Genomic DNA, 17,818 nt, shown 5'->3' with positions numbered 1-17,818 from the left:
GAAGCGCGGACTTCTAACCTCCGGGCACCCGCCTCACCACCGGCTTCACCCGTAAGCACGAGGTGGTGCCCGGGCCGGCCGGCTCCGGGACGGATCTTGGGGCCCCTCGCGTTCCGCGTCGGGGACGGGGTGCGACGATGGCCCTGTCATGGATGCGGGGCAGGTTCTCAGGGGGCTACGCGCCGCGGTGTTCGCGGCGGTGTGTGTGCTGCTCGCTGCGCTGGGCCATGTGGTGATGTCGGATGCCACGGTGCCCGCGTGGATGCTGCTCTCGGCCGGTGCGGGAACCGCGGCCGGTGCCTGGTGTTTCGCGGGCCGGGAACGCGGCCCGCTGCTGGTCGGGTTGCTGACCGTCGGCACACAGGCGGCGCTGCACAGCGCCTTCTCGTTCGGCCAGGCGGTGGCCGGCTCCGGCGGCGGCCCGCGGTCGTCGCTCGCGCGGCAGTGGGCGGACAGCTGGCTGTGCGGCGCGCAGGGCATGCCGCTCCCCGACGGCAACGCCGCGCAGATGGCGCAGCTGATGCAGCGGCAGCTGGTGTCCGTACAGGGAACCCAGTCGATGGCGGGCATGCACGGGATGCCGGGGACGTCCGGCGCGGGGCATGGCGGCCACCTCTCGCACCTGGACCAGGCCGGCCAGATGGCGGGCATGCACGGCAGCGCCACCGGCATGCTGGCGGCCCACCTGCTGGTCGCCCTGCTCAGTGCGTGGTGGCTGTGGGGCGGCGAGCGGGCGGCGTTCCGGCTCGTACGGAGCGTGTCGTGCCGGCTGTTCGCTCCGCTGGTGCTCGTTGTTCGCGGCCTGCTGCCCGAGGCGCCGCCCGTCGTGCGCGCCGCCCGGCAGGAGCCGCGGCGCGCGGTGCACCAGCTGCTGCTGGCCCATGCGATGTCGCTGCGGGGTCCGCCGTGTGAACCGGCTGTCGGCTGACAGCACGGTCGAATTCCCGAGCCGTGGACGGACGGGCAGTGCGCGCTCGGCGCCTGCGCCCGGGGTCCCGGCTCCGATTCACCGGTCGCCGCCGTGCGCGGCGACCGGGTCATACGAAGGACTCCAGATGATGAATCCTGTCCGGATACCGGTGGCGCCGCTGCCGGTGCCCGATGCCGGCACCCCGGCCGGCGGGGGCGGCCGCCGCCCCCGTGCGGCCCGCTCAACCGGCCCGTTCGCCGTCCGTACCCGCGATGCCGGGGGGCGCGGACACCGGCCCTGCGGATGCCGACCGCAGAGCGGCGAGCAGCGCGTCGGCGGCCGCCGGATCGCCCTCGGTGGGCGCCGCGGCGATGCCGAGGTGCGCCGTCAGGGCACGTGCCCGCGCCTCCCACTGCCGGCAGGCGGGGCAGCCGGCGAGGTGGCCGTCGAGCCGGCCGGTGGTGATGCCGGGGGGCAGCTCCTCCCCGTCGAGGCGGGCGGAGAGGGCCGTACGGATGCGCGAGCAGTGCATGCGTCCATCCTCCCCGAAGCGCGCAGGGGCGGCGAAGGGCGGTCGCGCCGTGCGGGATGACGAGGCGGTGACGGGCTGGGCGCTGGCCGCCCGCTCCGGTGACGAACGGGCCGTCGAGCAGTTCGTACGGGCCACCCAGCTCGATGTGCGGCGCTATGTGACGCACCTGAGCGGGGATCCGCAGGCGACCGACGACCTGGTGCAGGACACCTATGTACGGGCGCTGCGCAGTCTGCCGCGGTTCGAGGGCCGGTCCTCGGCGCGTACCTGGCTGCTGACCATCGCCCGGCGGACGGTGGCGGACCGGATCCGCTCCCATGCGGTCCGGCCGCGGCTGGCCGCGACCGACGACTGGCAGTCGGCGGCGGAGCGGGTGCAGCCGCGCGGGGTGCCGGGCTTCGACGAGGGCATCGCGCTGTCCGAGCTGCTCGTGGCGCTGGCGCCGGAGCGTCGGGAGGCGTTCGTGCTCACGCAGTTGCTGGGGCAGCCGTACGCGGCGGCCGCCGAGGTGATGGGCTGCCCCGTGGGGACCGTACGGTCCCGGGTGGCGCGCGCCCGGGAGACGCTGGTCGCGCTGCTGACGGAGGCGGAGCGGACCGAGCCCGCCGACCGGCCGCGCGCGCTCGCGGGCGCCGTGGCCTGACCGGCCGCGCCCGGTGCGGCGCAGGGGCCCATGGACGCGATACCGCTCGTCCATGGGCCCCTGCCCTTATCTCCCCGGATTCTTACGGGGCGTCACTCACCGGGGCGTACCGCCCGTGCCCGTACGGTCCGCGGCGGGCTGTCACGGAAGTGGAGGGTGAAGGTGAGCCGGTCGCCGGGGGCGAGGGCCGGCGGCGGGCTCACCATGACGTCCAGGCCGGTCGGCGACATCCGCAGTTCGCCGCCGGCCGGGACGGTGGCGGACCCGGCCATCGCCATGCTCCGGGCGTTGTGCCCGATGTCGACGGTGCGGCTGAGCATCGCGCGGTGCCCGGCGGGGCCGGTGACGCCCGTCAGGACGTCGTCCGCACCGCCGGTGTTGCGGATGGTGAAGAACGCGGCGGTCGCCTCGGAGCCGGCCGGGACCAGCACCCGGCCCTCGGCGACGCTCAGCTGCGCGGGGCTCCCCGCGTTGCCGGTCGTGGTCCAGACGGTGAGGGTGGCGAGAGTCGCCAGGCAGGTGAGCAGCGGTACGGCGACGGCCGCGACGGGCAGCCGGTTCATGCCGCCTCCCCGCGTGCCGCCGTGCGGGCGGGCCGGCGTGCCCCGCCGCCCGGCTGCCAGGCGCGCAGCCGCAGGCTGTTGCCCACGACCAGCAGGGAGCTGACCGACATCGCGGCGGCGGCGAGCATCGGATTGAGCAGGCCGACGGCGGCGAGCGGCACGGTCAGCAGGTTGTAGCCGAAGGCCCAGACGAGGTTGGTGCGGATGGTGCCCAGCGTGCGGCGGGCCAGCCGCACCGCGTCGGCGATGGCCTGGAGGTCCTCGCGGACCAGGGTGACATCGGCGGCACCGATCGCGGCGTCGGTGCCGGTGCCCACGGCGATGCCGAGGTCGGCGAGTGCCAGGGCCGCCGCGTCGTTGACGCCGTCGCCGACGACGGCGACCCGGCCGCCCTGCTCCTTGAGGGCCGTGACGAGGGCGGCCTTGTCCTCGGGGCGGGCCTCGGCGTGGATCTCGGTGATGGCGAGCTTGCCGGCCACCGCACGGGCGGTGGCGGCGCGGTCGCCGGTGGCCAGGACGGGGCGCAGCCCCAGCCGCCGCAGATGGTCCACGGCGCGGTAGCAGTCGGGACGCAGGGTGTCGCCGACGGCGAGGACGGCCTCCGGGGTGCCGTCGACGGTGACCAGCACCGCGGTGTGGCCGGCGGTCTCGGCCTCCCGCACCGCGTCCGGAAGCCGCGCCGGCAGACCGGCGAGGTCGCCGGGGCGGGTGAGCTCCACCCGGTGCCCGTCCACGGTGCCGTGTACGCCGTGCCCGGGGGTGGCGCGGAAGCCGGCCACGGGCGGCAGGGGCTGACCGTCCTGCGGGTGCCGCTCCCGGGCGTGGGCGACGACCGCACGCGCCAGCGGATGTTCGGAGCCCTGCTCGACCGCGGCGGCCAGGCGCAGTGTGGTGGCGGGTTCGAGGCCGCCGGTGCGCGCGGTGAGGCCGGTGACGCTCGTCCGTCCGGTGGTGAGGGTGCCGGTCTTGTCGAGGACGACGGTGTCGATCCGGCGCAGCCTCTCCAGCGCCTCCGGGCCGCGGACCAGGATCCCGAGCTGGGCGCCGCGTCCGGTGGCGGCGAGCAGCGCGGTCGGGGTGGCCAGGCCCAGCGCGCACGGGCAGGCGACGACGAGGACGGCGACCGCGGCGGTGACCGCGGCCTGGGGATCGGCGCCGGCGCCCAGCCAGAAGCCCAGGACGCTGACCGACACGGTCAGTACGGCGGGGACGAAGACCGCCGCGACCGCGTCGGCGAGCCGCTGGATGCGGGTCTTGCCGGTCTGGGCGTCCTCGACGAGCCGGGTGATCCGGGCGAGCTGGGTGGCGGCGCCGACCGCGTCGGCCCGTACCTCCAGCAGACCACCGGAGTTGACCGCGCCGCCGACGACCGCCGAGCCCGGACCGACCTCGACCGGGCGGCTCTCCCCGGTGATCAGGGACAGGTCCAGGGCGGAGGTGCCCTCGACGACGGTGCCGTCGGTGGCGACGCGCTCGCCGGGGCGCACCAGGAAGCGGTCGCCGGCCCGCAGCCGGTCCACCGGGATGATCCGCTCCGCGCCGCCGGGCGCCCGTACGGCGACGTCCTTGGCGGCGAGTTCGGCCAGCGCCCGCAGCGCGGAGCCGGTGCCGCGCCGGGCCCTGGCCTCCATCGTGCGCCCGGCCAGCACGAACAGCGGTACGCCGACGGCGGCTTCCAGATAGAGGTGGGCGCTTCCGCCGCCCGCGGTGGGCAGCAGGCTGAACGGCATCGTCATCCCGGGCGTTCCGGCCCCGCCGAGGAACAGCGCATAGCCGGACCAGGCGAAGGACGCGACGACGCCGAGGGAGACCAGGGTGTCCATCGTCGCGGCGCCGTGCCGCAGACCGCGCAGCGCCCGCGCGTGGAAGGGCGCGGCGCCCCATACGGCGACGGGTGCGGCGAGCGCGAAGCACAGCCACTGCCAGTTGCGGAACTGCCAGCCGGGCACCATCGACAGGGCCAGGACGGGGAGCGAGAGCAGTGCGGTCACCAGCAGCCGGTGGCGCTCGGCGCGGGCGGTGCGCTGCTCCTCGTCGTCCGGACGCTCCGTGGCCGGCGGCCGCGCGGCACCGGACGGCTCCGGGGTGACCGGCTCGGGGAGCTGCGCGGTGAATCCGGCCGCCTCGACGGTGCTGATCAGTGTGCTGACGGGCACGGCCGCGGGGTGGCTGACCGTCGCCCGCCCGGTGGCCAGGTTCACCGAGGCCGCGACGCCGTCCAGCCGGCCGAGTTTCCGCTCGACCCGCCCCACACAGGCGGCGCAGGTCATCCCGCCGATGGTGAGGGTGGTGGTGTGGTCCGGGGCTTCGTCGGCCGGCTGGTGCGGGGGCCGCGCCGAGGAGGCCGCCGACGATGCGGCCGAGGCCGACGCGGTCATCGGGCCGCTCCCACCGTCACCGGGCGGGGTGCCCCGGCGCCCATGCCGTGCATCCCGCCCATGTCGCCGTCGTCGGCGGGCGCGGAGCCTCCCGAAGGGGAGCCACCGGCCGGGTGCAGCCCCGGGGCGACCGGGCCGGCGAGGGCACCGGCCCCGTACGACAACGCGAAGAGCGCCGCCAGCAGGACGACGAATCCGATGACCGGCCGGGCGGGCAGCAGCCGCCTGACGGCCTGGGGCGGTGAGGGCCGACCGCGGTCGGCGGGAGAGGTGGACATCGCGTCATCGTGGCAGGCGCAGACGGCGTCGAGCACACGATCGGGGGCCGGTCGGCACGTGAGGTTTGTCCTGTTCCGCGGCCGGAACCCGGCGGCTGCCCGGCCCGACTAACTGGGTTTGACGGCACACCGCCCCACCTGTGGATCCGCTCGTCCGCCGGATTTCCCGGCGGACGGCGGGAACTCGGCGCACCCGGCGACCGACCTCTCCAACGCCGTGCCGTGCGGGCGCGGTTGCCGCAGACCAGCGCCGTCGAGGAGGACGCCTTGTCCACGTTGCCCGATCCCGTCGAGCCGTACGCAGCCGAGGACGAACATGAGCCGCACGCCCGCAGCGGCCCGCCGGGCAGACGCCGGGCCAAGGCGCCGCTCGACGCGCCGCGCGGGGCGGTCACCGCGTGCTGACCAGCCCCGCTCAGCCGCGCACCGGACCGTCCGCCGGCCAGCGGGCCGTCTGCGCGGCGGTGCTCCGCGCACTCCTGCCGTACCGGCGCACCCTGGACTCCGCCGGCCACGACTCCCCCGACGACTTCCCCGCCCAGCTACGGCAGCTGGCCGCGCCGGTGGCGGCGGGCGAGCCGATCCGGTTCACGCTGCCGGGCTTCCCCTGCAAGTCCCCCAACCCCGCCAAGGTGCTGGGCCGCCTCCCCGACGAGGGCGAACGGCTGGCGCTGCGGTTCCTGGACGCGCTGTGCGCACGGATCGCCGCCGTGTACCCGCCCGGCGCGCGGGTGGTCATCTGCTCGGACGGGCATGTCTTCAGCGACCTCATCGGCGTGCCGGACGTGGACATCGACGCCTACAGCGACGCGCTGCGCGCCCTGATCCGCGCCGAGGGCCTGCGGCACCTGGAGGTCTTCGACCTGCGTGAGGTCTACGGCGGCGGACTGTCGCACCACGACAAGCGCGCACTGGTCGAGCAGCGGTACGCCCCGGACCTGGCGGAGCTGCGGGCGCTGACGCGCAGCGACGAGCCGGCCCGGCGGCTGTATCAGGGCATCACCCGGTTCCTCTTCGAGGACACCGCCCGCTTCGCCGGTACCCGTTCGGCGCTGCAGCGCGACTGCCGCCGGCGTGCGTACGGGGTGATGCGGCGCAGCAGCGCCTGGGGCGAGCTGATCGCCGGGCAGCATCCGGAGGCGTTCCGGCTCTCGATCCATCCGCAGCCGCGGGGCTCGGCCAAGTTCGGGATCCGGCTGCTCGAAGCGCCCGACGCCTGGCTGACGCCGTGGCACTCGTGTGTGCTCGAACACGCCGACGGCCGACGCGAGTTGATGCACCGGGCCAAGGCCGAGCGGCTGGGCCGGCTGGTGCTGCGCGAGGGGCGGCCGAGCCACTTCGCGGCGGGGTGAGGCGCGGGGTGTTCCGGCGGCCTTGGGGGTTCAGGGGTCGGGGCCGCTGCCCTGGGGCCCGTACAGGTCGAGCAGGCGGGTACGGGTGCCGTGCAGGCGGTCGGCGACCGTTTCGGCGACATAGCGGTACATCGCCCGGCCCAGGACCGGATCGGACTCGCACAGGGCGCGGACCAACGTGGCGTCGAACTCCACCGCCTCCACCGGGCCGACGGTCTGTGCGCCCAGGTGCCACAGGTAGGGCGGGAAGAGCCAGGACCAGCCGAGCAGTTCGTCGCGGCCCAGGGTCTCGACGATCGCGGCCCGGCGTCCGGGGACGCGCTGGTCGAGCGCGACCTGTCCGCTGCGGATGATCCAGAACCGGTCCGCCCGGTGGCCCTCCTCGAAGATCCTGGTGCCGCGGGGCAGCGACACCTCCCGGGCGATGTCGGTCAGCCGCCGGCGCTGGTCCGGCGGCAGCGCCTCGAACAGGTCCTTCGCTGTGGCCATCTCGTCCTCCGTACTCCGCTGCAGTGCACGATATGCGGCGCTGTGCGGGGAATCGGGGAGCGGCTCGGCCGGACGGGGCCGTCAGGTCAGCTGACGCCGCACCAGGTCGTGCAGCCGGCCGCCGGTGTCGGCGAGCAGCTCGGCCGGGGCGCCCTGCTCGACGATCCGCCCCTCGTCCATGACGAGCACGCGGTCGGCGTCCATGACCGTGGTCAGCCGGTGGGCGATCACCAGCCGGCTGGCGCTGAGCTTGCGGGTGCTGTCGATGACGATGCGCTGGGTCTCGTTGTCCAGGGCGCTGGTGGCCTCGTCGAAGAAGAGGATCCGGGGGCGGCGGACCAGCGCCTGAGCGATCATCAGGCGCTGGCGCTGGCCGCCGGAGATCGCGGCACCGCCGGAGATCATGGTGTGCAGGCCCATCGGCATCCGCTTGATGTCCTCGGCCAGGCCCGCCATCTCGGCGGCGGCCCAGGCCTCCTCCTGGGTGAAGGACTCCGCGCCGCAGATGCAGTCCAGGATGGAGCCGGTGAGCGGCTGGGCGTTCTGCAGGACGACCCCGCACTGGCGGCGCACCGCGGCCTGGTCGAGGGCGGCGAGGTCCTGCCCGTCGTACAGGACGCTGCCCGAGGAGGGCTTGTCGAAGCCGATGAGGAGCCGCAGCAGGGTCGATTTGCCGCAGCCGCTGGGCCCCACCACCGCGACGAACTCGCCGGGCCGGACCTGGAGGGAGACATCGTCGAGGACGAGCGGTCCGTCGTCGGTGTAACGGAAGGAGAGCTTCTTGGCCTCGATGCCGCCGGAGAGGGTGCCGGGCTGGGCGCTGGCGCCGCGTACCTCCGGTGCCTCGTCCAGCACCGGCTTGATCTGCTCGAACATCGGCAGCGCGGCGGCGGCCGCGACGAATGCGCCGGTGATCTGGGTGACCGAGGTCAGCAGCATGGTCACCGCGGTGTTGAAGGTGAGGAACGAGCCGGCCGACATGCTGCCGCGGGCCGGTCCGGCCAGCAGCATGAACAGGGTGAGCGAGCAGAGCGGCAGATAGACCGCGTTGAGGACGGTGGTCAGGTTCTTGATCCGGCCGGCCTTCTGCTGGAGCTCGCGGGAGCGGGCGAACTCCCGGGCCCAGGCCGCGTACGCGAAGCTCTCGGCCGCCGCGACCCGCAGCTTGGGCAGCCCGCGCAGGGTCTGGAAGGCCTGGTTGTTGAGCTTGTGGGTGAGTTTGACCAGCCGGCGCTGCCAGCGGAGCTCCCACAGGCCCATGAAGAGGAACACGGCCCCGATGACGATCAGCATGCCGATCGCGGCGAGCGCCAGCGGCACGCTGTAGACCAGCAGCAGGACCAGGTTCATCGCGCCGACCGTCGTGGACTGCACCGCCACCGGCCCGACGCCGGACAGCACCCGCCGGATGGTGCTGATGCCCATCGCGGCGCCGGCCAGTTCGCCGGTGGAGCGCTCGGTGAAGAACTTCGTCGGCAGCCGCAGCAGCCGGTCCCACACGGCCGGCTGCAGCACGCTCTCGATCCGGCCCTCCATCCGCAGCACGGTGAGGTTCTGCAGCAGCATGAAGGCGGCGGAGACGATGCCGGTGACCATGACGGCGAGGGCGACCTGGACGATCAGGCTCCGCTCGGCGGCGGGTACGTACTCCCCGAGCACCTTGCCGGTCGCGATGGGCACGAGCGCGCCGAGGACGACCGTCACCAGTCCGCTGAGGGCCAGGTTGCGGACGTCCATCCGGGTGCCGCGCAGGCAGAAGCGCATCAGCCGCCACATGTTCAGGGGCCGCTCCGGCAGCGGGCGGTAGAACATGACGGCGCGCGGCTCGAACTCCTCGGCGTTGTCCGAGCCGATGCGCAGCCGCAGTCCGGAGGCCGGGTTGACGGCCTCGTAGCGGCCACGGCGCCACAGCAGCGCCACCGGGGCGCCGGACTTGGCGCGGTGTCCCACCAGGGGGCCGGCGTTGGTCCGCCACCAGCTCCCGGCGAGCCGGACCGCTCGGGTGCGGATCCGCGAGGCGACCGCGATCCGCTCGACCGGGGAGATGCGGTCGCTGACCGCGCCGCCCTTCGGGGGCTCGGTCAGCGTGATGCCGGCCGCCTCGGCGACCTTCCGGCAGACCTCGAAGGTGGCGTCGTCGCCGGCCCGGCCGGGTCCGTCGCTCCCCCGCCCGCGCTCCTGACGGCCGATGGAGGCCAGCAGCGCCTGGTCGGCCCGCTCGCGGACGGCCTCTCCGGCCTTGATGCCGGCCGCGGTGCGGTCCTCGTGGGCGCGCTCCAGCTGCTCGATCCAGCGGTCGACGGCGGACAGCAGCCGGTACTGCTGGTTGACCATCTGCTGCCACAGCGCGGGGTCCACCAGCAGGTCGCCGGCCGCCTCCGCGCTGTAGGAGGCGCCGTACTGGACGCTGCCGGGCGGCACCGGCATCCACAGGACGTCGTCGTCGGCCACCGCGTCGTCGCCCGGCCGGCCGTCGAGCGGTGCCTCGAAGAGGACGCCCGAACTGCGGGCGGTGCCCAGCGCGAAGGCGTGCTCCAGCGGGGAGGGCGCCTCGTGCCCGTAGCCGCCCTGCGTGCCGTACTGCGGGAACGCCCCGGTGTCCGGGTACTCCCCGTACGCCGCGGACCCGCCGTACTCCCCGTACGGGCCGGTCTCGTACCGCGGCAGCTCGCGCAGCGGGATCCGGCGCAGCCGGCAGTCCTGCGAGGGGCGGCCGAGCAGGGTGTGCTGGGGGCCCTCAACCGGGCCCAGCAGCAGGGTGCCGCCCTCCAGCCGGCCGAGGAAGTGCCAGTGGCCCTGGGCGGCGGCGTCGACGGCGAACAGGTCCAGCGAGCCGCCGGTCACCAGCCACAGCACATGCGGCCCTTCGAGGGGGACGCTGCGCAGGCCGGTGCAGTCGACGGGCGCGCCGAGGCCGCCCAGCGCCTGCGTCACCGCGTCGGTCTCGCCGGTTCCCGCGACCGCGGACGGCGGCATGGCTGACACGTCAGTGCTCCTTGACCAGCTCGGCGTACGCGCCCCCGGCGGCGACCAGGTCCTCGTGCCGGCCGCGTTCGACGACCACGCCGTGGTCGAGGACCACGATCTCGTCGCTGTCGCGGACGGTGCTCAGCCGGTGGGCGATGACGACGCAGGCGCAGCCGCGCCGCCGCAGGTTGTCCATGATGATCTGTTCGGTACGGGCGTCCAGCGCGCTGGTGACCTCGTCGAGGACCAGGATGCTGGGGCGCCGTACCAGTGCGCGGGCGATCTCCAGCCGCTGCCGCTGCCCGCCGGAGAAGTTGCGGCCGTCCTGCTCGACGCGGCTGTGAATGCCGTCGGGGCGCCGGGCGATCACCTCGTCGTAGAGGGCGGCGTCGCGCAGGGCGGCGATGACCGCGTCGTCGGGGATCGACGGGTCCCAGAGCGCCACGTTGTCGCGGACCGTCCCCTCGAAGAGGAACACGTCCTGGTCGACGAAGGAGACGGAGGCGGCCAGCGCGCTGCGGGAGAGGTCCTCCAGGCGCTGTCCGTCGATGCGGATGGTGCCCTCCCAGGGGCTGTAGAGGCCGGAGATCAGGCGGGAGACGGTGGACTTGCCGCTGCCGGAACCGCCGACGAGGGCGACCTGCCGGCCGGGGCCGACGGCGAGGGAGAAGCCGGTGAGCAGCGGTGCGTCCAGCGGGCTGTAGCCGAAGGTGATGTCCTCCAGCGTCACATGGCCGGTGAGTCTGCGGGTGGTGCCGTCCGCCCCCGGCCGCGCGTAGAGGCTGTCGGCGGGGAAGGATTCGACGTCCTTGAGGCGGGCCACGTCGGCGGCGAAGTCCTGGATCCGGCCGGCGACGGTGTTGAGCCGGGTGATGGGTGCGGAGAAGCGCGTCACCAGCGCCTGGAAGGCGACCAGCAGGCCGATGGAGATATGGCCCTCGACGGCCCGCAGTCCGCCGATCCACAGGATCAGTGCGCTGTTGAGGGTGGCGAGGGTGGGGGCGACGACGGCCAGCCAGGCGCTGGGCACCCCGAGCCGCTGCTGTTCCTCCAGTGTGGTGGCGTGCTGGCCGGCCCAGCGGCGGAAGTAGCCGTTCTCCCCGCCGGTGGCCTTCATCGTCTCGATGAGCTGCAGGCCGGTGTAGGAGGTGTTGGTGAGCCGGGCGGTGTCGGCGCGCAGCTTCTGGGTGTGGGTGGCCCGCAGCCGGACGACGATCCGCATCGCGACGACGTTGAGCAGCGCGATTCCCACGCCGATGACGGTCAGTTGGGGGTCGTAGCTCCACAGCAGGAGGGCGTAGAGGATGACGACGATGCCGTCGACGCCCGCGGCGGCGAGGTCCCTGGCGAGTGTCTCGGCGACCGCGTCGTTGGACTGCAGCCGCTGGACCAGGTCGGCGGGGCTGCGCTGGGCGAAGAAGGTGACCGGCAGTCTGAGCAGGTGGCGCAGGAAGCGGGCGCTGGTGAGGGTGGAGGAGATGATCCTGCCGCGCAGCAGATTCGCCTGTTGCAGCCCGGTCAGTACGGCGGTCAGCACAACCATCGCGGCCATCGACGCGAAGAGCGGCCCCAGCAGCGAGGTCTGGTGGCCGATCAGGAACATGTCGATGTAGGTACGGCTGAGCGCGGGCACCGCGGCGCCGACCGCGACCAGCAGCAGGCTGGCCAGCAGCGCGGCGAGCAGGGTGCCGGTGGTACCGCGCATCCGGGCGGGCACGGCGCCCAGGACGCCGGGTTTGCGGCCGCCCTTGCGGAAGGAGGCGGAGGGCTCGAAGACCAGGGCGACACCGGTGAAGCTGGTGTCGAAGTCCTCCGTCGCCACGAAGCGGCGGCCCTTGTCGGGGTCGTTGATGTGCACGCCGCGGCGGCCGAGGCGGCGGCCCGTGCCGTCGTAGACGACGTAGTGGTTGAACTCCCAGAAGAGGATGGCCGGTGCGGCCACCTCGGCGAGCGCGGCCGGTTCCATCTGCATGCCCTTGGCCGTCAGGCCGTAGCTGCGGGCGGCCTTGAGCAGATTGCTGGCGCGGGAGCCGTCGCGGGAGACACCGCAGGCGATCCGCAGCTCCTCCAGCGGGACATGCCGTCCGTAGTGGGCGAGGACCATGGCCAGGGAGGCGGCGCCGCATTCGACGGCCTCCATCTGGAGGACGGTGGGTGTGCGGACGGCCTTCGGCTTCCGGGCCCTTGGGGCGGGCGGGGCGGCCCGCCGGGTACGGCGGGCGCCGGGCGCGGGCTCGGGGCGGTGCCGGCCGCGGCCGGGCGGCGGCAGCTGCTGCTGGGCGGGGGCGGAGTCGTTCGGTGCGGTCACGGCAGCAGCCAATCGATCGGGTGCTGCGCGGCCAGATGGACGGCGCCGCGGACCAGCGTCATGGACTCGACGGGGTAGGGCGGGCCGCCGGAGGTCGACCAGGCGTAGCCGGAGGTGTTCTGCGGGGCGGCGTCGAGCCGTATGCGGACCGCGACGGGCGGGCCGTGCTGGGAGAACTGCTCGCCGAGCTGGCTGCTGCCCAGGAAGGCACCGATCCGCTGGCGGGTCTGGGCGGTCCGGCCGACGGCCGTGACCTTGCCGCGCAGCACGCCGTAGCGCTGGCTCGGCACGGACTGGACGGTGAGGTCGACCGAGGCGCCGACGGGGACCGTGGCGCCGCTTTCGGCCGGCAGGTAGAGGGTGGCCGTCAGCCGGTCGCCGGCGTGTGCGATGCGTTCCACGGAGGCGACGTCCGCTCCGGTGGTGACGACGGAGCCGATCGTGGCGACCATCGTGGTCAGCCGGCCGGCGGCGAGGGAGCGTACGACGGTGGTGCCCTGCGCGGTACGGACCTTGAGCAGCGGGGCGCCCGCGGCCACCCGTCGGCCTTCTTCGGCGAGTACGGCGGTGACCTGGCCCGCGACCGGGCTCTGCAGGACGTAGCTGCCCTGGCCGTGGGTGAGGATTCCGGGTGCGGCGATCGTGGAGGAGACGGTTCCGGTCACCGCCCAGACGGAGGCGGCGATCACGACGAGCACCGTGACGGTCAGCACGAGCCAGCCCTGGGGCCGGGCGAAGCGCACCGGCAGATCGATGTCCTCGGGCGACTGCAGCTTGGAAAGGGCCTGTTGGCGGAACTGCACGACACTCTTCCCTCAACTGCAGTGGTCTGTCGGAGCGGTGGCGGCCGGGTGCCCCGGGCACCGCCGGGCGGGCGGATCCGGGGCACACGGCCCGGCATGTCGGCAAGGAGGGGACGCCGACCTGCCGTTGTCACCGTTCAAAGCAGGCTGTGCCGCTCAGCGGCACGGCGGGGCTCAGAGACCGGCGACGATGTTCGTGACGGCGCCGGTGTTCACGCCGGTGGTCTCGCCGACCAGGCCGGTGGCCTCACCGACGACGCCGGAGACCGGGGCGACGGAGTCAACGGTGCCGGTCACGGAGCCGAGCACACCGCCGACGAGGCCACCGGACACGTTGTCCAGGTCGGCGTCGGAGATTTCCTGGGTCTGAACCTGGGGGGTGAAGTCCATGATGTTTCCCTTCGGATGAATATCTCGTAAAAGCTGTGTCCGAACCGTCCGGTGGGGTGGTCCGGTCACGGCAGCGGGAGTCCGGGCCCGAAATCGGGAACCGTTGGTGTGACTCCCGCAGTGCGAAGGATCAAAGCATGCGGGCGGGTTGTGCTGCTAATCCGACCACCGCCGATACGGACGTCAGCGCTCCGCCGAATTACGGCTCGTGCACGCGCATCCATGAATTGGTGGCAGCTTCTTCACAACTCCTGCAGTTTCCCCTCCAGCGAGCCGGTGACGATCCGTTCGACGAACTGGACATTCCCGCCCCAAACCGCTTACGCGCAGGTCAGCGCAGCGAAACGACACCGGGGACGGTGTGCCGACTGCACATTCGGTGTGCAGATTTTTTGAAGACCGCCAATTTTTACGGCACCTGATCGCCCGCCACCTCCAGAACTCCGGCGGGCAAGTCCAGCAAACCCCACCGAATGTTGCAGCGGCTTTAACCACGCCCGATTCGCCCAGAGTTTTCGGGCCGACAATGACCCCGAAGAACGCATTGAACGGAATCATCAGCACTATCCGTGTGCCATTCCGAAGCAATCGGATCCACCGCGCCGAGAACGGACATAGCCGCATAACGCAACGGCTTCCGACTCGGCGGGAATGGGCGATTTACCGCCGGTATCACCCCGGTGGCAGCCCGGCGCCCGCTGGGGCACCGTGAAAGGGGTCCTGGGACAGGCCCCAAGCCGGGCGCACCGGGAGGAGGCGTATGTGGAGCCCGTCGAGGCGCTGGAGCGCATCGCCTTCCTGCTGGAGCGGCAGGGGGCGGCGACCTACCGCGTACAGGCCTTCCGTACGGCCGCCTCGGCGATCGGCGCGCTGTCGCAGGACGAGGTGCAACGGCGCGCCGAGACCGGCTCGCTGGGCCGGCTCAAAGGGCTCGGGCCCAAGACCACCCGGGTGGTCGAAGAGGCGCTCGCGGGAGTACGGCCCGTCTACCTGGCAGGCCTGGAGGACGAGGCGGGCGGCCCGCTGGTCGAAGGGGAGCAGGGGCAGCGGCTGCGGCGGGCGCTGCGCGGCGACTGCCATCTGCACTCGGACTGGTCGGACGGCGGCAGCCCCGTCGAGGCGATGGCCAGGGCCGCCCGCGACCTCGGCCACGAGTGGTGTGTGCTGACCGACCACTCCCCCCGGCTCACCGTCGCCCGCGGGCTGACCGCCGAGCGGCTGCGGCGACAGCTGGCCCTGGTGGCGGAGGTGAACGAGGAGCTGGCCCCGTTCCGGCTGCTGACCGGGATCGAGTGCGACATCCTCGACGACGGCAGCCTCGACCAGGAGCCGGAGCTGCTGGACCAGCTCGACGTGGTGGTCGCCTCGGTGCACTCCAAACTGCGGATGGACGAGGGACCGATGACCCGGCGGCTGCTGGCGGCGGTGCGCAATCCGCTCGTGGACGTCCTCGGGCACTGCACCGGGCGGCTGGTCACGGGCAGGTCGCGCCCGGAGTCGCGGTTCGACGCCGGGGAGGTCTTCGCGGCCTGCGCCGAGCACCACACGGCCGTGGAGATCAACTGCCGCCCCGAGCGCCTCGATCCCCCGCGCCGGCTGCTCCGCCAGGCACTGGCGGCCGGCACGCTCTTCTCCATCGACACCGACGCCCACGCACCGGGCCAACTGGACTGGCAGATCTACGGCTGCGCCCGCGCCGAGGAGTGCGGCGTCCCGGCGGACCGGGTCATCAACACCTGGACGGAGCGCCAGTTGGCCACCTGGACCGGGACGGGCCGCACACCGGGCCGCTGAGCGGCGGCCCGGTCAGCCGGCGGACGGTGCCGGCCGGGCCCCGGGGACGGCCGCGGGCCCGGCCGGAGTCAGGCGCAGCGCCACGACGTGCGCGACGACCACCGCGACGATCACCAGCGGCATGACCGTGAGCCCGCTGCCGCCCATCAGCAGCGTGGCCATCAGCACCGAGGTCATCGGAAGCCGGACCATCGAGACCGTCATCGCCCCGACCCCCATCGCGAACGCCGCGGTGAGCGACAGCCCCGGCAGACGGGACAGCACCACACCGCCCGCCGCACCCAGGAACAGCGCCGGAAAGATCGGCCCGCCCCGGAAGGCGCTCAGCGAGGCGCAGTACGCCACGCCTTTGCACAGGAGAAGAAGCAGCAGCGCCGCCACCGAATAGCCGGCGCTGTCGCGGAACAGCGACCCCAGCGCCGACTGCCCCGAATAGAGCACCTCGGTGGCGGGCTTGCCGGTGGCCGCCGTGAACCCGATCGCCGCGCCGGCCACCACCAGCCCCATCGCCACCGTCGCCACGATCCGGTGGCGCACCACGCGCGCCTTCAGCAGCAGCGCGAGCCGCCGCAGGCCGACCGCGGTGAACGCGGCGGCCGCCCCGATGCCCAGGGCCCAGGCGAACTCCGCGACCGTCGGCTCCCCAGCACGGGGGATGTCGTGCAGCGCGAGCGAGTAGGTGCCCAGGCCGGTCCAGTCGCCCAGCCCGGTGAACATCAGCGCCCCCAGGCCGGAGGCGAGCAGGCCGGGCAGCAGCACCGGCCCCGGCATCGCGCCGCCCAGCCCCGCCACCTCCATCAGCAGGAAGGCGCCGAGCAGCGGGGAGCCGAGCAGCGCGCTGACCGCCGCGAAGCTGCCCGCGGCGCCCATCATCGCCACCGTCCGCTCCGGCGCTCCCCTGCCCGTCAGCCGTACGGCGCCCGCGGCCAGCCCGCCGCCGAGGGCGATCAGCGGCGCCTCCGGGCCGAGCACCGCGCCCAAGCTGAGGGACGCCAGGGCCGCGCACACGACGCCGGGCAGCGCGGCGAGCGGGGGCGCGCCGGCGAGCACCAGCCCGTCGGCCGGCTCATGACCGCCGTTGCCGGGGAGATGGCGGATGGTCAGCCCGACCAGCAGACCGGCCACCGCGAGCATCGGCGCCGGCCACCACAGCGGCGTCCCGGCGAACCCCAGCGCCCGCGGCAGATCGTGCTGTAGCAGCGGTTCCAGGGCGTGGACCAGGGCGAGAAAGCCGAACGAGACGGCGCAGACCGGGACGCCGATCACCGCCGCCATCAGCAGCAGCCGCAGATACCCGCGGGTGCGCACCAGCGCGTAGGGGTCCTGCGGCGCGCCGGGCGGCGCGCCGCGGACCGGTCCGGTGGGACCGACCGACATCGCCTCGCCTCCTCGCCGCCACGGCCGTGACGAGCCTGCCACGGCCGCCCGTCCCCGGGGCATACGACGCGGGCGGGGGCACCCGAACGCCGCCGTGTCACCCCTGTGGCGCCGCCGCCTCCTGGAGAGCGGCGAGGACCGGGCGGAACAGCGGGTGCTCCTCGGCTCCGCGGCGTACCGCGGCGAAGACCCGGCGGGTGGGCGCCGCCCCGTCGACCGGCCGGACCACCACTCCCGCCAGGTCCATGTCGCCCAGCGCCGAGCGGGGGACGAGGGCCACACCGGCCGCGGCGCGGGCGAGGGCGACAACGGCCCGGAAGTCGTCGGAGGAGTGCTCCAGCCGCGGCTGGAATCCGGCGTACTCGCAGGCCAGGACGACCACGTCATGGCAGGGGTTGCCCTGGTACGGGCCGATCCAGGGGTCCTCGGCGAGATCGGCGACCGCCACCTTGCCCGCCTCGGCGAGGCGGTGGCCGGTCGGCAGTACGGCGTCGAACGGCTCGGCGTAGAGCGGGACCCGGGTCAGCCGCGGGTCGTCGGCACGGGGCGCGCCCCGGTACTCGACGGCCACCGCCACATCGACCTGCCGGTCGAGGACCATCCGCAGGCTGGCGTCGCCCTCGGCGTCCTGCACCCGGACCCGGATGCCGGGCGCGGAGCGGGCGAGCGCGGTGAGCGCGGGCGCGACGACCAGCCCGATGCCGGTGGCGAAGGCCGCGACCGTCACCGTGCCCGCCTCGCCCGAGCCGTACGCGGCCAGCTCGGACTCGGCGCGCTCCAGCTGGGCCAGGACCGCGTTGGCGTGGGTGAGCAGGATGTCGCCCGCGGCGGTCAGCCGTACGCCGCGGGCGCTGCGCTCCACCAGGCGGTGGCCGGTCTCCTGTTCCAGGGCGGCCAGCTGCTGGGAGACCGCCGAGGGCGTGAGGTACAGCGCGGCTGCCGCGGCGGTGACCGTCCGGTGGTCGGCCACCGCACGCAGGATGTGCAGCCGTCGTGCTTCGATCATGCCGCCATTTTCGCAGGCCGGGCGGCCT

Annotated in this window: 17 protein-coding genes; 6 read left to right on the top strand and 11 right to left on the bottom strand. The window is 74.0% G+C overall.

What is annotated here, in order from left to right; genetic code table 11:
- Positions 1 to 148 precede the first annotated feature (148 nt).
- Positions 149 to 928, top strand: coding sequence for a PE-PGRS family protein (locus ACWD6P_RS21585; protein ID WP_451445750.1), 780 nt, complete (start codon positions 149 to 151; stop codon positions 926 to 928).
- A 223-nt stretch (positions 929 to 1,151) separates the two neighbouring features.
- On the opposite strand, the gene ACWD6P_RS21580 is transcribed toward ACWD6P_RS21585, so the two are convergent.
- A complete protein-coding gene (locus ACWD6P_RS21580; protein WP_451445749.1) occupies positions 1,152 to 1,442 on the bottom strand; it encodes a zf-HC2 domain-containing protein in 291 nt (96 codons plus the stop codon).
- 49 nt (positions 1,443 to 1,491) lie between these two features.
- Between ACWD6P_RS21580 and ACWD6P_RS21575 the strand changes: the two genes are divergently transcribed.
- A complete protein-coding gene (locus ACWD6P_RS21575) occupies positions 1,492 to 2,085 on the top strand; it encodes a sigma-70 family RNA polymerase sigma factor (protein ID WP_451445748.1) in 594 nt (197 codons plus the stop codon).
- Between the two features lie 92 nt (positions 2,086 to 2,177).
- Here the strand turns inward: ACWD6P_RS21575 and ACWD6P_RS21570 are convergent, their stop codons facing one another.
- The 3 genes from ACWD6P_RS21570 to ACWD6P_RS21560 form a co-directional block, all read right to left on the bottom strand.
- On the bottom strand, positions 2,178 to 2,648 hold the full coding sequence (locus ACWD6P_RS21570) for a copper chaperone PCu(A)C (protein ID WP_451445747.1): 471 nt from the start codon (positions 2,646 to 2,648) through the stop codon (positions 2,178 to 2,180).
- On the bottom strand, positions 2,645 to 4,918 hold the full coding sequence (locus ACWD6P_RS21565) for a heavy metal translocating P-type ATPase (protein ID WP_451445766.1): 2,274 nt from the start codon (positions 4,916 to 4,918) through the stop codon (positions 2,645 to 2,647). Before ACWD6P_RS21565 ends, ACWD6P_RS21570 begins: the two co-directional genes overlap by 4 nt.
- A gap of 104 nt (positions 4,919 to 5,022) precedes the next feature.
- The gene (locus ACWD6P_RS21560) at positions 5,023 to 5,304 is read right to left on the bottom strand and encodes a hypothetical protein (protein WP_451445746.1); all 282 of its coding nucleotides are present in this window, start codon (positions 5,302 to 5,304) and stop codon (positions 5,023 to 5,025) included.
- A gap of 267 nt (positions 5,305 to 5,571) precedes the next feature.
- Between ACWD6P_RS21560 and ACWD6P_RS21555 the strand changes: the two genes are divergently transcribed.
- Positions 5,572 to 5,709 (top strand): hypothetical protein, encoded by a 138-nt coding sequence (locus tag ACWD6P_RS21555; RefSeq protein WP_451445745.1) that lies wholly within the window; start codon positions 5,572 to 5,574, stop codon positions 5,707 to 5,709.
- Positions 5,703 to 6,656 carry an L-tyrosine/L-tryptophan isonitrile synthase family protein gene (locus tag ACWD6P_RS21550; RefSeq protein WP_451445744.1) on the top strand — a complete coding sequence of 318 codons (954 nt, stop codon included), beginning with the start codon at positions 5,703 to 5,705 and terminating at the stop codon, positions 6,654 to 6,656. Before ACWD6P_RS21555 ends, ACWD6P_RS21550 begins: the two co-directional genes overlap by 7 nt.
- A 30-nt stretch (positions 6,657 to 6,686) precedes the next feature.
- Here ACWD6P_RS21550 and ACWD6P_RS21545 read toward each other — a convergent pair whose 3' ends face one another.
- From ACWD6P_RS21545 to ACWD6P_RS21525, 5 genes are all read right to left on the bottom strand, one after another.
- A complete protein-coding gene (locus ACWD6P_RS21545) occupies positions 6,687 to 7,145 on the bottom strand; it encodes a cyclic nucleotide-binding domain-containing protein (protein WP_451445743.1) in 459 nt (152 codons plus the stop codon).
- Positions 7,146 to 7,226: 81 nt separating this feature from the next.
- Complete coding sequence (locus tag ACWD6P_RS21540) at positions 7,227 to 10,121, bottom strand: NHLP bacteriocin export ABC transporter permease/ATPase subunit (RefSeq protein WP_451445765.1); 2,895 nt, start codon at positions 10,119 to 10,121, stop codon at positions 7,227 to 7,229.
- A gap of 10 nt (positions 10,122 to 10,131) precedes the next feature.
- Positions 10,132 to 12,420 carry an NHLP family bacteriocin export ABC transporter peptidase/permease/ATPase subunit gene (locus ACWD6P_RS21535; protein ID WP_451445742.1) on the bottom strand — a complete coding sequence of 763 codons (2,289 nt, stop codon included), beginning with the start codon at positions 12,418 to 12,420 and terminating at the stop codon, positions 10,132 to 10,134.
- Positions 12,417 to 13,223 (bottom strand): HlyD family efflux transporter periplasmic adaptor subunit, encoded by an 807-nt coding sequence (locus tag ACWD6P_RS21530; RefSeq protein ID WP_451445741.1) that lies wholly within the window; start codon positions 13,221 to 13,223, stop codon positions 12,417 to 12,419. Before ACWD6P_RS21530 ends, ACWD6P_RS21535 begins: the two co-directional genes overlap by 4 nt.
- 174 nt (positions 13,224 to 13,397) lie before the next feature.
- Positions 13,398 to 13,613 (bottom strand): type A2 lantipeptide, encoded by a 216-nt coding sequence (locus tag ACWD6P_RS21525; protein ID WP_451445740.1) that lies wholly within the window; start codon positions 13,611 to 13,613, stop codon positions 13,398 to 13,400.
- Positions 13,614 to 13,750: 137 nt separating this feature from the next.
- Between ACWD6P_RS21525 and ACWD6P_RS21520 the strand changes: the two genes are divergently transcribed.
- Both ACWD6P_RS21520 and ACWD6P_RS21515 read left to right on the top strand, forming a co-directional pair.
- Complete coding sequence (locus ACWD6P_RS21520; protein ID WP_451445739.1) at positions 13,751 to 14,035, top strand: hypothetical protein; 285 nt, start codon at positions 13,751 to 13,753, stop codon at positions 14,033 to 14,035.
- Positions 14,036 to 14,375: 340 nt separating this feature from the next.
- Positions 14,376 to 15,407: a PHP domain-containing protein gene (locus ACWD6P_RS21515; RefSeq protein WP_451445738.1), complete on the top strand. Its 1,032-nt coding sequence runs from the start codon at positions 14,376 to 14,378 to the stop codon at positions 15,405 to 15,407.
- A gap of 12 nt (positions 15,408 to 15,419) precedes the next feature.
- Here the strand turns inward: ACWD6P_RS21515 and ACWD6P_RS21510 are convergent, their stop codons facing one another.
- Both ACWD6P_RS21510 and ACWD6P_RS21505 read right to left on the bottom strand, forming a co-directional pair.
- Complete coding sequence (locus ACWD6P_RS21510; protein WP_451445737.1) at positions 15,420 to 16,784, bottom strand: chloride channel protein; 1,365 nt, start codon at positions 16,782 to 16,784, stop codon at positions 15,420 to 15,422.
- A 97-nt stretch (positions 16,785 to 16,881) separates the two neighbouring features.
- Positions 16,882 to 17,790 carry a LysR family transcriptional regulator gene (locus ACWD6P_RS21505; protein WP_451445736.1) on the bottom strand — a complete coding sequence of 303 codons (909 nt, stop codon included), beginning with the start codon at positions 17,788 to 17,790 and terminating at the stop codon, positions 16,882 to 16,884.
- Positions 17,791 to 17,818: the final 28 nt, after the last annotated feature.

This window comes from Streptomyces sp. NPDC002446 (assembly GCF_053595675.1).
Note: the sequence above shows the minus strand (reverse complement) of the source record. Positions and strands in the feature narration are given on the sequence as shown.

Excerpts from the sequence above, each read along its gene's own strand:
- ACWD6P_RS21585 (WP_451445750.1), top strand. The coding sequence starts at position 149 with ATGGATGCGGGGCAGGTTCTCAGGGGGCTACGCGCCGCGGTGTTCGCG.
- ACWD6P_RS21580 (WP_451445749.1), bottom strand. The coding sequence starts at position 1,442 with ATGCACTGCTCGCGCATCCGTACGGCCCTCTCCGCCCGCCTCGACGGG.
- ACWD6P_RS21570 (WP_451445747.1), bottom strand. The coding sequence starts at position 2,648 with ATGAACCGGCTGCCCGTCGCGGCCGTCGCCGTACCGCTGCTCACCTGC.
- ACWD6P_RS21565 (WP_451445766.1), bottom strand. The coding sequence starts at position 4,918 with ATGACCTGCGCCGCCTGTGTGGGGCGGGTCGAGCGGAAACTCGGCCGG.
- ACWD6P_RS21560 (WP_451445746.1), bottom strand. The coding sequence starts at position 5,304 with ATGTCCACCTCTCCCGCCGACCGCGGTCGGCCCTCACCGCCCCAGGCC.
- ACWD6P_RS21545 (WP_451445743.1), bottom strand. The coding sequence starts at position 7,145 with ATGGCCACAGCGAAGGACCTGTTCGAGGCGCTGCCGCCGGACCAGCGC.
- ACWD6P_RS21540 (WP_451445765.1), bottom strand. The coding sequence starts at position 10,121 with ATGCCGCCGTCCGCGGTCGCGGGAACCGGCGAGACCGACGCGGTGACG.
- ACWD6P_RS21525 (WP_451445740.1), bottom strand. The coding sequence starts at position 13,613 with ATGGACTTCACCCCCCAGGTTCAGACCCAGGAAATCTCCGACGCCGAC.
- ACWD6P_RS21520 (WP_451445739.1), top strand. The coding sequence starts at position 13,751 with ATGCGGGCGGGTTGTGCTGCTAATCCGACCACCGCCGATACGGACGTC.
- ACWD6P_RS21510 (WP_451445737.1), bottom strand. The coding sequence starts at position 16,784 with ATGTCGGTCGGTCCCACCGGACCGGTCCGCGGCGCGCCGCCCGGCGCG.
- ACWD6P_RS21505 (WP_451445736.1), bottom strand. The coding sequence starts at position 17,790 with ATGATCGAAGCACGACGGCTGCACATCCTGCGTGCGGTGGCCGACCAC.